Annotated in this window: 13 protein-coding genes; 7 read left to right on the forward strand and 6 right to left on the reverse strand. The window is 68.7% G+C overall.

Features of this window, described 5'->3' with window-relative positions:
- Positions 1-24: 24 nt before the first annotated feature.
- Positions 25-804 carry a Fic/DOC family protein gene (locus ACLJOO_RS11770; RefSeq protein ID WP_410786920.1) on the reverse strand — a complete coding sequence of 260 codons (780 nt, stop codon included), beginning with the start codon at positions 802-804 and terminating at the stop codon, positions 25-27.
- 8 nt (positions 805-812) lie between these two features.
- Complete coding sequence (locus ACLJOO_RS11775; RefSeq protein ID WP_410786921.1) at positions 813-1,046, reverse strand: hypothetical protein; 234 nt, start codon at positions 1,044-1,046, stop codon at positions 813-815.
- A 27-nt stretch (positions 1,047-1,073) separates the two neighbouring features.
- Here ACLJOO_RS11775 and ACLJOO_RS11780 point away from each other — a divergent pair, with 27 nt between their 5' ends.
- Positions 1,074-1,994, forward strand: a complete 921-nt coding sequence (locus ACLJOO_RS11780) for an aminoglycoside phosphotransferase family protein (RefSeq protein ID WP_410787150.1) — start codon at positions 1,074-1,076, stop codon at positions 1,992-1,994.
- A 12-nt stretch (positions 1,995-2,006) separates the two neighbouring features.
- Positions 2,007-2,465 (forward strand): group II truncated hemoglobin, encoded by a 459-nt coding sequence (locus ACLJOO_RS11785; RefSeq protein WP_410786922.1) that lies wholly within the window; start codon positions 2,007-2,009, stop codon positions 2,463-2,465.
- On the opposite strand, the gene ACLJOO_RS11790 is transcribed toward ACLJOO_RS11785, so the two are convergent.
- On the reverse strand, positions 2,462-3,109 hold the full coding sequence (locus ACLJOO_RS11790) for a hypothetical protein (RefSeq protein WP_410786923.1): 648 nt from the start codon (positions 3,107-3,109) through the stop codon (positions 2,462-2,464). The genes ACLJOO_RS11785 and ACLJOO_RS11790 overlap by 4 nt on opposite strands.
- Before the next feature lie 129 nt (positions 3,110-3,238).
- On the opposite strand from ACLJOO_RS11790, the gene ACLJOO_RS11795 reads away from it, so the two are divergent.
- The 3 genes from ACLJOO_RS11795 to ACLJOO_RS11805 are packed head-to-tail and all read left to right on the forward strand — an operon-like array spanning position 3,239 to position 7,196.
- A complete protein-coding gene (locus ACLJOO_RS11795; RefSeq protein WP_410786924.1) occupies positions 3,239-4,294 on the forward strand; it encodes a quaternary amine ABC transporter ATP-binding protein in 1,056 nt (351 codons plus the stop codon).
- Positions 4,294-6,246, forward strand: a complete 1,953-nt coding sequence (locus ACLJOO_RS11800; RefSeq protein ID WP_410786925.1) for an ABC transporter permease — start codon at positions 4,294-4,296, stop codon at positions 6,244-6,246. The genes ACLJOO_RS11795 and ACLJOO_RS11800 overlap by 1 nt, the downstream gene beginning before the upstream one ends.
- A complete protein-coding gene (locus tag ACLJOO_RS11805) occupies positions 6,243-7,196 on the forward strand; it encodes an ABC transporter substrate-binding protein (RefSeq protein ID WP_410786926.1) in 954 nt (317 codons plus the stop codon). Before ACLJOO_RS11800 ends, ACLJOO_RS11805 begins: the two co-directional genes overlap by 4 nt.
- A gap of 458 nt (positions 7,197-7,654) precedes the next feature.
- On the opposite strand, the gene ACLJOO_RS11810 is transcribed toward ACLJOO_RS11805, so the two are convergent.
- Positions 7,655-10,483 carry a BTAD domain-containing putative transcriptional regulator gene (locus ACLJOO_RS11810; protein ID WP_410786927.1) on the reverse strand — a complete coding sequence of 943 codons (2,829 nt, stop codon included), beginning with the start codon at positions 10,481-10,483 and terminating at the stop codon, positions 7,655-7,657.
- 42 nt (positions 10,484-10,525) lie between these two features.
- Between ACLJOO_RS11810 and ACLJOO_RS11815 the strand changes: the two genes are divergently transcribed.
- The gene (locus ACLJOO_RS11815; RefSeq protein WP_410786928.1) at positions 10,526-11,386 is read left to right on the forward strand and encodes an NAD(P)-dependent oxidoreductase; all 861 of its coding nucleotides are present in this window, start codon (positions 10,526-10,528) and stop codon (positions 11,384-11,386) included.
- Here ACLJOO_RS11815 and ACLJOO_RS11820 read toward each other — a convergent pair.
- Together ACLJOO_RS11820 and ACLJOO_RS11825 are read right to left on the reverse strand one after the other, a co-directional pair.
- The gene (locus ACLJOO_RS11820; RefSeq protein WP_410786929.1) at positions 11,370-11,621 is read right to left on the reverse strand and encodes a hypothetical protein; all 252 of its coding nucleotides are present in this window, start codon (positions 11,619-11,621) and stop codon (positions 11,370-11,372) included. The two genes, ACLJOO_RS11815 and ACLJOO_RS11820, sit on opposite strands and share 17 nt — an antisense overlap.
- A complete protein-coding gene (locus ACLJOO_RS11825) occupies positions 11,618-12,139 on the reverse strand; it encodes an RNA polymerase sigma factor (protein WP_410786930.1) in 522 nt (173 codons plus the stop codon). Before ACLJOO_RS11825 ends, ACLJOO_RS11820 begins: the two co-directional genes overlap by 4 nt.
- 259 nt (positions 12,140-12,398) lie before the next feature.
- On the opposite strand from ACLJOO_RS11825, the gene ACLJOO_RS11830 reads away from it, so the two are divergent.
- Entirely contained in the window at positions 12,399-12,995 is a 597-nt protein-coding gene (locus ACLJOO_RS11830) for a ParA family protein (protein ID WP_410786931.1), read from the forward strand.
- The last annotated feature ends 4 nt before the right edge of the window (positions 12,996-12,999 follow it).

Raw genomic sequence — 12,999 nt, forward strand, 5'->3', positions numbered from 1 at the left:
CGGCGACCCGGGTTGCCGGTTGCCTCAGCCCAGCTCGGGGGACTGCCCGGAGCGACCTCGGGACGAGCTTCCGCGCCGGGCGGCGGTGGTGCTTCCTGCCTGCGTGGTCCGGGTCGGCGCCTCGCTCGGATCGAGCCCGGCGACCCGCCGGGCCTCCTTCAACTCCGACGAAATCATGGTCCTGGCCGGTCCGCCGGGCCGCGGCTCGGCGACGTGCTTGAACACCGGCACCATCATCTCGGGCACCGGCTCGTACTTGCCGAGGTCCGGGTCTGTCAGCATCGACCGCTGGTTCCACACGTCGGGCGGGCACTTGGTGAAGTCGAGCTGGTACGGCGACAGCTCGGAGACCTGCTGCATGAACTCCTTCGCCGCCCGCCCGTTGCCCTCGCGCTGCGGATGGGCCTGGTTCACGTAGGCGTGCACCTCCGCCGCCTTCTCCGCGAACTGGTCCAGGTCCATCGACGCCCAGTCGGCGGACTCGATCAGCTTGGCGGCGTCGTCCAGGTAGCGGTCGATCTGGTCCAGAGCCGCGAAGCCGCCCGGGCCGCTCTTGGTGAGCGGGACCGTACGGCGTTGGCCGGCCCACTCGTAGACGTCCTGGAAGAGGTGCGCGTGGATCGCCTCCACGTGCCGGCCGTCGTACGTCCGCGGCACGTCGGCCTCGCCGGACTGCAGTTGGCGCTGACGCTCCGCCGCGGCCGCGTACTCCAGGTCCTTCAGCTTGTCCTTGTCACGCTCGCCGAACTTGTTCTTCAGCGTCTCCTGGTGCGGCGGTGGGTAGGCGTACGGGTCCTCTGCCATCGACGCCCTCAGCCCTGGTCGCCGGCGCGCCGGTCGGCGGCCTCGCGGGCACGGCGCAGGTACTCGTCCATGTCGATGACGCCGCGGGCGCGGTCGGCGAGGTTCTCGACGTCCTCGCGGTTCGGCTCCCAGCCTTCGTGCCACGCGTTGGCGAGGGATTGCAGAACGGCACGGCGCTGCACGTCGTCGAGCGGTGCGAACAGCTCGGGCCAGCGCTCTTCGATGTCCAGTTCCTCTGCCATGCCCACAGCCTACGAAAATCCAGGCGCATCCTCCTCGAATCACCTACTGTGCCGAGGGTGATCGACATTCCCGCGAAGCTTGTCCGGAATCACAGCGAGAGTGCGCCCGAGTGGCTGGCCGGGCTGCCCGGGGCGGTCGAGCGGTACGTCGGTGAGTGGCAGCTGACCGTGTCCGGCGACCCGTTGAGCGGCGAGGCGTCGCTCATCCTCCCCGTCGTACGGCGGGACGGGACACCGGCGATGCTCAAACTGCAGAGCGTCAACGACGAATCGGAGAGCGAGGCGCTCGCGCTGCGGACCTGGAACCACGACGACGTCGTCGAGGTGTACGAGGACGACCCGGAGACGTCGACGCTGCTGCTGGAACGGCTCGAACCGCGAACGCTCGACGACCTACCGGACGACGTCGAGGCGACCCGGATCCTCGCCGAGCTCCTGAACCGCCTGAGCGCCGTACCCGCCCCGCCCGGCATCCGCCACCTCTCGGATATCGCCGCCGGAATGATCGAGGACGCGCCCCGCGTGCTCCCGAAGCTGGCGGACCCGGCCGAACAGGCGTTGGCCTGGCGGTTCGTCGCGCAGGTGACCGAGTTGCTGCCGGAACCCGGTGACCGCCTGCTGCACTGGGACCTGCACTACTACAACGTGATGGCTGCCAAGCGGCAGCCGTGGTTGGTGATCGACCCGAAGCCGCTGGCCGGCGACCCGGCCTTCGAACTCATGCCGGCAACGTGGAATCGATGGGACGACATGGTGGCGACCGGCGACCTCTCGCAAGCGATCCGCGACCGATTCGACCTCATGCTCGAGGTGACCGGCATCGACCGGGACCGTGCGCTGGGGTGGACCGCCGGCCGGATCCTGCAGAACGTGCTGTGGTTCACCGAGGGCGGCGACACCCGGATCGAGGACGAACTCGCGGCGGTGTCCGATGCCCTGTTCGTGTGATTACATGATTACGTGACTACTCCGACGCTGTACGAGTGGGCCGGCGGGCACGAGGCGCTGCGCCGGCTGACCGAGGTGTTCTACAACAAGGTGCTCGAGGACCCGATCCTCGCACCGGTCTTCGCGCACATGAGCGAGAACCATCGCGAGCACGTGGCGATCTGGCTCGGCGAGGTGTTCCGCGGCCACAGCCGGTACACCGACGAGCTCGGCGGCTACCCGGCGATGCTCTCGCACCACATGAACCTCGAGCTGACCGAGGAACAGCGGTCGCGCTGGGCCGCCCTGATCGCCGGCAGCGCCGACCCGGCCGGCCTCCCGGACGACCCGGAGTTCCGCTCGGCCTTCGTCGCGTACGTCGAGTGGGGCACCCGGATCGCGCTAGCGAACTCCCAGCCCGGCGCAACCCCGCCGCCGAAGGCACCGGTTCCGCACTGGGGCTGGGGCGAGGCCCCGCCGTACCAGTCTTAGCGATCCCAGGTCCGGCGGGCGTGGCGGACGATCATCAGGACGACGGTCGCCAGTGCCGCGATGCCCGCAACGATCCCGACGACGACGGCCACGGTGCGTCCGGCGCCGAACGTGTCCGCGACGAGGCCGGCCAGTACACCGACGAGGACCGCCACGATCACGCTGACCAGCAGTGCGATACTCGACACGTACTGCGTGGCCGGAATCCGCGTTCGGCGGGTGCCGTAGGTCTGCATGATCCCGGCGATGTCCTCGCGGTGCCCGGTGACGAAGTACTCCTCGAGCTCGGGCGCGATGGCGAGATAGCCGCGCCGCAATCGGTTCATCCCGATCACCAGCTCGACGTCCTCGCCGTTGAGCTGCACCAGGCGGATCACGGTGGCCACGCCGATGACGATCAGCAATGGGATGACCAGCAGCGCGAAGATCTGGAACCCGACGCCGAAGTCGGTGCTCTGCGCCACCAGGGCGAGCGCGACCATCGTTGCCGAGACCACCGTCACGAACCAACTGGCGCGGCTGAAGCTCTCACTCCAGGCCAGACTCCGGGTGGCCAGCAGGCTCCAGTGCTCGGTGGACAGGATCTGTGCCCGGACACCGGGCGGAGCGGGTCCGTCGGGCTGAATGGGCTCCTCGTCGGGCATATCAGGTTCCTCGGGCTGCGGCGGTCCGATCGTGCCAGTGTCGCGGACGGGCGGTGCTTCGGCGAACTGCCGGTTGGGTAGAGTCCCGGTTCACGTTGTGTCTGCCAGCGGGGATGCGAGGGTTTACCTGTGACCGCTCAGCTCGAGTACCCCGACATCCAGGATTCCGACGCCCTGCTGTCCGTCCAGGACCTGTGGAAAGTGTTCGGACCGAAGGCGCAGCGCGTCCCCCGCCGGCCCGACCTCGCCGCACTCGACCGCACCGCGCTGTACGCCAAGACCGGCTGTACGGCGGCCGTTCGCGACCTGAGTTTCGACGTGGCCCCCGGTGAGGTGTTCGTCGTGATGGGGCTGTCCGGTTCGGGCAAGTCCACGCTGGTCCGGTGCCTGACCCGGCTGATCGAGCCGACCGCCGGGCGGCTGGTCTTCGAGGGCGAGGACCTGCGCGCGGCCGACGAGAAGCGGCTGCGCGCGCTCCGGCGGAGCAAGTTCTCGATGGTGTTCCAGCACTTCGGGCTGCTGCCGCACCGCAAGGTGATCGACAACGTCTCGTACGGCCTGGAGATCCGCGGCGAGAGCAAACCGGACCGGCGGCGCCGCGCCCAGGAGGTCATCGACCTGGTCGGGCTGGCCGGCAACGAGCATCTGTACCCCGAGCAGCTGTCCGGCGGCATGCAGCAGCGGGTCGGCCTGGCGCGGGCGCTCGCGAACGATCCCGACGTACTGCTCTTCGACGAGCCGTTCTCCGCGCTCGACCCGCTGATCCGGCGCGAGATGCAGACCGAGGTCGTCCGGCTGCACCGCGAGGTCGGCAAGACGATGGTGTTCATCACCCACGACCTGTCCGAAGCCCTGAAGCTGGGCGACCGGATCCTGTTGATGCGCGACGGCGCCGCGGTCCAGCTCGGCACCGGCGACGAACTGGTCGGGGCGCCGGCCGACGACTACGTGCGCGAGTTCGTCCGCGACGTCCAGCGGGCCGACGTACTGACTCTGCGATGGATCGCCCGGCGACCGCGCGACGGCGAGCCGTTGGACGGACCCGAGCTCGGTCCGGACGTCCTGGTCCGCGAGGCGACCCGCCTCGTGCTGGAGGCCGACCGGCCGGTCAAGGTCGTCTCGAACGGCACACTGCTCGGTGTGATCGGTGACGAGGAGATCCTCGCCGTCGTCGCGGACAACTGATGGCCGCCATCACGAGCGACATGGAAGTCGAGGTACGTCGGCCGCGGCGCAGCGTGGTCGTCGGCGTATTGCTCGTCGTCTGGGTCGCGGCGTACTTCGTCCTGCGGGGAATCGACACGCTCGTCCTCGGCGGGCAGGAGACCACCCCGCTGCATCGCTGGCTGACCGAGCACCGCGACGATGTCGGTCAGGGCAACGTGTTCTTCGACGCGATCCGGATCGTCGTCGACCACTTCGTCGTACTGCTGCAGAACGTCATCTCGCAGCCGTCGTTCGACCGGCCGGTCCCGGTGATCGGGTGGCTCGGGGTGGTCGCGATCTCGGCGTACTGCGCCTGGGCGTTCGGCAACTGGAAGGTCGCCGTACTGACCGCCGCGGGCCTCGGCTTCGTCGGGTTGCAGGGGTTGTGGCAGGAGAGCATGGACACGCTCGCGCTGACGATCGCAGCCGTGTTGCTGTCGTTGCTGGTCGCGATCCCGCTCGGCATCTGGGCCGGCCTGTCGAACCGGGCGTTCCGGGTCGCGACGCTGGTGCTCGACCTGATGCAGACGCTGCCGACGTTCGTGTACCTCGCGCCGTTGACGCTGTTCTTCGCGATCGGGCCGGCCGCGGCGACGATCGCCACCTTGATCTACGCGGCGCCGCCCGCGGTCCGGCTGACCGCGCACGCGATCCGCTCGGTGCCGCCGGAGAGTGTCGAGGCGGCGCGTTCGCTCGGCTCGACCCGCGGTCAGACCCTGCTGAAGGTGCTGCTGCCGATGTCGCGGTCGACCGTTGTCGTCGGCATCAACCAGACCATCATGGCGGCGCTCTCGATGGTGACCGTGGCCGCGCTGATCGACGCACCGGGCCTCGGCCAGACCGTGCTGAAGGCGCTGCAGACGCTCGACGTCGGCGTCGCGTTCAACGCCGGGCTGGCGATCGTGGTGATCGCGATCGTTCTCGACCGGGTGACGACGGCGGCGGGCGACCGGCCCTGGCGTACGGCGAGTGTGCGGCGGAAGGTCCTACTCGGCGCAGGCGCTCTTGCGGTGCTCGTCGCGGTCTGGTTCTCCCGCACCTACGTGTGGGCGGCCGAGTTCCCGTCGGACGTCAACGTGGGTTCGCGGATCGCCGTGGTCGCGTCTGATGTGACGGTGTGGGTCCAGGACGTGTTCGGCGGGTTCACGTACGGCGTGCGGGACGCGGTCACCATCGGTCTGCTGAACCCGCTCGAGGCGCTCCTGACCGGGTCGCCCTGGTGGCTCGTCAGTGTGGTCATCGTTGCGTTGGCCGGCGTACTCGGAGGTTTGCGGGGCGCCATACCCGCGGCGGTGTGCCTCTTGTTGCTGGTGGCGACCGGCGTGTGGCAGGACAGCATGGTCACGCTGGCGTCTACGTTGCTCGCGACCGTCGTGGTCGTGGCCGTTGGGCTCGCGCTCGGTGTGTGGGCCGGGCGGAACCACCGGGTCGACACCTGGATCCGGCCGGTGCTGGACGCGGGGCAGACGATGCCGCCGTTCGTGTATCTGGTGCCGTTCCTGGCGTTGTTCGGGACGAGCCGGTTCACCGCGATCGCGGCGGCGGTGGTCTTCGCCGTACCGGTGACAACCAAGATCGTTGCGGACGGCATCAAGGCGGTGCCGGTCGCGACCGTCGAGGCGGCGAACTCGGTCGGGTCGAGCGCCTGGCAGGTGATCAGCAAGGTGCAACTGCCGGTGGCGCGGCGGGCGATCACACTCGCCGTCAACCAGGGGCTGATCTACGTGTTGTCGATGGTGGTCGTCGGTGGCCTGGTCGGTGCGGGTGCGCTGGGGTACGACGTCGCGGCCGGCTTCGCGCAGAGCGAGCTGTACGGCAAGGGTCTGGCCGCGGGGCTGGCTATTGTCCTGCTGGGCGTCATGCTCGACCGCATCACCCAGGCGGCGGCCCGCCGTACTCAGAACTTCCAAAACAGAGGAGACAAGCGGTGAAGAAGCTCCGGTACGCCGGTGTGCTGACGGCGGTGGCGCTCGCGTTGACCGGGTGCGGCGGGGAGAAGATCGGTTCCCAGCCGCAGCCGAGCGCCGGCAAGGAGTGCGGCACCTTCAACCTCACGGTCAGTCCGTGGGTCGGGTACGAGGCGAACGCGGCCGTGGTGGCGTACGTGGCCACCAAGGACCTCGGCTGCAAGGTGGTGAAGAAGAACCTCAAGGAGGAGATCGCCTGGCAGGGCTTCGCCACCGGCGAGGTGGACGTGAACCTGGAGAACTGGGGCCACGAGGACCTGAAGAAGAAGTACATCACCACCGACAAGGTCGCGGTCGAGGCCGGCTCCACCGGCGTCAAGGGCGTGATCGGCTGGTACGTGCCGCCGTGGATGGCCGCGAAGTACCCGGACATCACCGACTGGAAGAACCTCAACAAGTACGCCGCGCTCTTCAAGACGTCGGAGTCCGGCGGCAAGGGGCAGCTGCTCGACGGCGACCCGTCGTACGTGACGAACGACGAGGCGCTGGTCAAGAACCTGGCGCTGAACTACAAGGTCGTGCAGAGCGGCAGCGAGACCGCGCTGATCCAGGCGTTCCGGGACGCGGAGAAGAACAAGAAGCCGCTGCTCGCGTATTTCTACGAGCCGCAATGGTTCTTCAACGAGGTCAAGCTGGTGAAGATCAACCTGCCCGCGTACAAGGCCGGCTGCGACGCGGTCCCGGCGAAGATCGCCTGCGACTACCCGCCGTACGACCTCGACAAGATCGTCTCGAAGAAGTTCGCCGACTCCGGCAGCCCGGCGTACGACCTGGTCAAGAACTTCAAGTGGACCAACGAGGACCAGAACGCCGTCGCCCGGATGATCGCCGTCGACAAGCTGACCCCCGACCAGGCCGCCGAGAAGTGGGTCAAGGACAACCAGTCCAAGGTCAACGCCTGGCTCGGCAAGTAGCAACGAAGTGTAGTTTCAAGCGGATATCCGGCCCAGCGATCGGATGTGTGGGTGTTGGTGGCGGCATCCGGGGACTTGAGCGAGGGGAGAACCCACAACACCAGGGGAGATCCCTTTCCGGCCGGATGTGTGGGTGTTGTGGTGCCGGCTGGGTGATCGGGCTGATGGCGGCACGGCTGCTCGCGGCGGGGTGATGTGCAAGCTCGACAGGTAGTACACCGGCGAGACGCTGTACGCGCGGACACGGTCACGCTCAGGTGCACTACCCCACCAGCCGACACATCCTGTCGAGCTGCAGATCAGACCCGAGCCGGCACCGCCCGAGAATCCGTCGACCATCCACACATTAGTCACAGGAGCCGGTTGTCCCCTCGCGTTCAGGGTTCTCCCGTCGCATACCAACCAGAACCCCTACCGCGAGGAGACAATCGGTCTTGCGAAACTGTTTGTCGGAGCTGTCAGGCCGGTGAGCTGGCGTTGATTCTGGTTTTGATCCGATCCACGTCGAACCGTTCGGCCGGCGGCAGCGGGGCGCCGATTTGCCGGCGTAACGCTGCTGCTTCGGCGAGTAGTTCGAGGGCGCGGCCGGGGTCCTCGGTCGCGCCGGCCAGGCCTTCGAGGGCGAGCGCGATCGCCCGCTGATCACCGAACTGGCGGGCGAGCTCCAGGGCGCGCTGGTGCAGCGTGCGGGCCGTCGCGAGGTCGCCGCGTTGTTCGGCGATGTAGCCGAGTTGGTTGGTGATGAAGGCGATGCCGGGGGTGCCGTCGATCTGGGTCAGCCACGTGAGCCATTTGGTGAAGTGCCTCTCGGCGTCGTCGAGGCGGCCCTGACGGCGGGCGGTCAGGCCGAGACCGACCTCGGCGTACTCCTCGGCCGACTTGTTGGACTGCTCGATGGCCAGCAGCCGGGCCTGCTCGTGCAGCTCGTCGGCCCGCGCGTAGTCGCCGGTCAGCAGCGCGATCCGGCCGAGGCCCGCGGTGCGGAACGAGACCTCCGCCCACAGCCCGAGATCCTCCGCGTGCCGGACCGCATCCTCCAGGTACGCCGTCGCGGTCGGATAGTCACCGCTGATCTCGGCGGCCACGATCAGCGCGTACGTCGCCTGCAACCGGCCCCAGTCGTCGTCGAGCGCGTCGAACAGCTCGAGGCTGCGCAGGCTGTCCCGGCGCATGGCGCCCAGATCCGCGCGCACGATGCTCAGCTGCGACCGGGTGCTCAGTGCGGCCGCGAGACCCCAGCGGTCGCCGCGCTCGGTGAACGCCTCGATCGCCCGGTCGATCCGGGTGAACAGCACATCCGCGTCGCCGTACGCCCAGCGGGTCATGGTCAGGAACCAGAGCGCGTGCGGGTCGTCGCCGACGGCTCGCAACGCTTCCTCACCGGCCTCTGCGACATCGGTGGCCTGGGCGTCGGTCGCCGCCATGCCCGCCAGCCAGACCATGGCCTGTGCCCGGAGCGCGGGCTCCTGGTCGGGCAGAGCAAGGGCGGCGGCGAGCGTACGGCGTGCTTCGCCGAGTCGGCCGCGCAGGTACCGGTACCAGGCGAGCGCCGTCGCGAGCTCGAGTGAGGTCGGGGCGGCCCGGAAGTTCGCTGCCTCCTGGTCGAGCCGCTGAAGCCACTCCCGCTGGCCCGGCCCGCGTAGATCGGCCTGGCGCGCGAGCGCGAGGTAGTAGGCCGCATGCCGGTTCCGGACCGCTGCCTCCTCGCCGGCCTCGCTCAGCCGCTCCAGACTGTAGGCAGCGACCGACTCGAGCAGTCGATACCGGCCGTTGCTCGCCACCACCAGCGACTTGTCGACCAGCGCCAGCAGGAGGTGCTCGGGCAGGTCGCTCACCTCAGCCGCAGCCTCCAGTGAGAACGTGCCGGCCTGGACCGCGAGTCTCCGGAGCATCTGGCGCTCCTCCTCGTCCAGCAGGTCCCAGCTCCAGTCGATGGTGGCCCGCAGCGTGCGCTGACGTTCCGGACCACCCTTGCCGCCGGTCAGCAACCGGAAGCGGTCGTCCAGACGCTCGGCGAGCCCTTGGACACCCAGTGCGCGCACACGGGTCGCCGCCAGCTCCAGTGCGAGCGGAATGCCGTCGAGCCGTTCGCAGATCGCGGTCACGTCGTCAGTGACACCGGCCCGGGCCCGGAACAGCTCTCCTGCGGATGCTGGTGTCAGGGGCGGTACGTCGAGCACTCGCTCACCAGTCAGGCCGAGAGGCTCCCGGCTGGTCGCGAGTACCCGTAGACCGGGAGCTGCTGCGAGCAACCGACGTACCAAGTCGGCCAGGTCCAGGTGCTCGCAGTTGTCGAGGATGAGCAGGAGCTGCCTGCTGCTGAGTGAATCGAGCAGCCGCGGCAGGAGGTCGGTTGACTCGTCGCGGAGGCCCAGAGCGGTGGCCAGCGCGTCCAGTACGTCGTCCTGCTGCAACGGAGCGAGCTCGACCAGACGCGCGTTGGTGGCGCTGCGGCCGAGCTCCAACGCCAGCCGCGTCTTTCCGACTCCACCGGGACCGACCAGCGTCAGGAGCCGGTTGCCGACCAGTTGCTCCTGCGCCTCGGCCAGCGTCTCGTCTCGGCCGATCAAGTCGTTGAGTGGCTCCGGGAGTGCGGTGGGGCGTCGGAGCGACGGCTCGTGCCGGAGGATCGCCTGATGCAGCTCGGTCAGCTCGGGTCCGGGGTCGGCGCCGAGCTCCTCGGCCAGTGCCTTGCGAAGCTCGGCGTACTGGTCTAGCGCCTCATGCTGCCGCCCCGCGCGGTAGAGCGCCTTGAGGTGTACTGCGTGCAGCCGCTCGTCGAGAGGGCGCTGCCGGATCAGCGCGGTCGTCTGTCGCAGTACGTCGTCGCCGCGGTCGGACAGTTGCTCAAGTGCAGTCAGGTAGAGGTCCTCCAGGTGCTCACGGGTCGCCCGGGCGAACTCCTGGTCGGCGTACGGCTGTCCACGCCAAAGTGCGAGCGCGTCCTGTAGTCGGCCTGTCCGCACGTGCTGCTCGAAGAGGTTGCTGTCGACAACGTCTGCGGTCAGCGTGTAGCCGGCCGGACCGTGCTTGACGAGGCTGCGCGCGCCAGGCTCGGCACGGTCCAGTGCGGTGCGCAGTTGGGACACGCGGGCCTGCAGCGTGCCGGTCGCGTTGCGAGGCGGCCGGGTGCCCCACAGGTCGTCGATCAGCCGGTCCGCGCTGACCGGGCGGCCCTGGTTCGCCAGCAGGTCGAGGAGCAGCGTCCGGACCTTCGTGTCGGGTACGGCGACCGGGTCGCCGGCGTCTGTCCGCACGAGCAGCGGACCGAGCACCCCGAAGTACATACCCGTAGTAAACCCGTAGCGCGTCCTTCGAGCATCGGGTGCATGAGTTCACGTGAAGCAGTGACAGTGATCGGGCTTGGTTCGATGGGGTCCACGATGGCCAGGACGTTCGTCGCGGCCGGCCATCCGACCACCGTCTGGAACCGGACGCCCGGCAAGGCCGACGGTCTGGGAGCGGTACCGGCGGCGACCGCGGCCGAGGCGGTGGCCGCGAGCAAGGTTGTGGTGATCAGTCAGGTCGACTATCCCGCGATGTTCGAGTCGCTGGCCGACGCGGACCTGCGGGGACGGGTCCTGTTCAACCTCAGCTCGGACAGTCCGGAGCGGTTGCGACAGGCGACCGAATGGGTGACCGAGCGCGGCGGGACGCTGGTGACCGGCGGCATCATGGTGCCGCCGCCGGGTATCGGGCAGCCCGGTTCGTACGTGTTCTACGCCGGGTCCGAGGAAGCGGTCGCCGCGCACCAGGCGACGCTGGAGGTGCTGGGCCGGGTCGACCACGTCGGCACCGACCCCGGGCAGGCGATGCTCTACTACCAGGCCATGCTGAACATCTTCTGGGCCACGTTGATCAGCTACTTCTACTCGGCGAGCCTGGTCGGCAATGCCGAACAACTACGCCCGTACGTCGCGACGATGCTGACCGACCTGGCCGAGGACGGGCCGATGGGCTTCCTCCGCATCATGACCACCGAACTCGACTCCGGTCAGCACCCTGGCGGCGACAACAACCTCCACATGCAGGCCGTCGGAGCCGAGCACGTCGTCCAGGCGTTCACCGAGGCAGGCCTCGACGTGACCGTGCCCAGCGCGGTGGCCGCACTGTTCGCCCGCGCAGACGCCGCTGGGTACGGGGCGGACGGCCTGAGCGCCCTGGTCGAGCTGGTCAAGAAGGGCGACTAGCCAACGTGCACTGACCGTCCACGCAGTCGCGCTGGAGTCTGCCGCGGGAGATCGTTTCGATCAGGCCGATCACCCAGCAGGTCGGGCAGCCGCGGAAGGCCAGGAGGGTCACGGGAAGGAGCAGGAGGCTGGCTGGGCCTACTGACGGCAGCAGGGCGAAGGCGGCGATCAGGCTGCCGAAGCCGATGACGCCGCGAACCAGGTGCCGGGGTAGTGAGGTGCTGGCGAAAGTCATGTGGAGGCTCCCAGGGATTCGCGCACGGTGCTGCGGGCGCGGTGCAGACGGGACTTCATGGCGGGGACCGTGAGGCCAAGGGCCTTGGCGACCATCGGGCCGCTGTAGCCCTGGACGTCGCGGAGGATCAGGACGCTGCGCTGGTCGGCAGGCAGTTGTGCGATGGCCGCGGCAACTGCCTGCGCCTCCAGTTGGCGCAGTGCCTCGTCCTCCGCGGACGGTGCTGTCTCCGGTGCCAGTTGCTGGTCCCGGAGTACGGCGCGTGCTCGGCGGAGGCACTCGTTGCGGATGATGCGGAACATCCACGACGTGAGAGCGCTGGTCGCGCGGAGCATGCCGATCTTGCGGTACAGGATGATCAGCGCCTCCTGTGCCGCGTCCTCGGCGTCCTCCGGCGTCGCGCACAGCGTCCGGGCGAACCGCCGTACGGTCGGATGCGAGTCCGCGACGAGCGCCGTGAGCGCGTCGACGTCGCCGTGCTGGGCGGCGCGGATCAGCTGTTCGTCGAGGTCAGCCACGGGCCCTCCGGCGCAGCACGACAACGCTGCAGGTGCCGAGCAGCAGGACCGCGACGGCCGCGGCGACGATGATCCAGGTCATGAGGTGCTCCTTCATCGGGGTGCGATTTCGGGAGTAAGAGGCACCGGGCGGACAAAAGGATTCACGGCTGAAGTCGGCTTGAGCTTGTACACACGGGCCAGCGGCAACTATCACGATGTGGGCGGGCAACGCCGATGACACGCCGGATTTCGGACAAAACCGGGTAAGTTCTCTCTCATGATCATCGTGACAGCTGCACTGAAGGGCGGGGTCGGTAAGACAACCACGTCGGTGTACTTGGCCGCGCTGGCATCTTCCAACCGTCGCACAGCCACTCTGATCGACGCCGATCCGCAGGGTAGCGCCGCGGACTGGATCGCGGAGTCCGAGGACGAACACCTGAACCGGATCGAGATCGCGGAGGCGCCGACCGAGCGCCTGCTGAGCAAGGCGGTGGACAAGGTCCCGCCGGAGGGTATCGGCATCGTCGACATGCCCCCGTCCCACGAGCGGATGCTCAACAAGGCGCTCGAACGGGCCCGGATCGTGATCCTGCCGACGCGGGTCGGCGGGGTCGAGACTCCTCGGGTCAAGGCGGTGCTGGAGCTGGTTCCCGACCACATCCCGGTCGGCCTGGTGATCTGCTCGGCGCGGACCTACACGCGGTCGTACCAGGAAGCCATGCAGCAGTACGCGCAGGAGAACATCCCGGTCTGGGGCACCATCCCCGAGCGGGTCTCCATCACCGCCGGACCGACCGGACCACTCGCGGCCGACGGCCTCGAGTCCTACAAGAAGGTCTGGCGCAAGATCCTCGCCGCAGCCCGCAGTTAGCTGC

It is taken from the genome of Kribbella sp. C-35, assembly GCF_046549195.1.
Lineage (GTDB): Bacteria > Actinomycetota > Actinomycetes > Propionibacteriales > Kribbellaceae > Kribbella.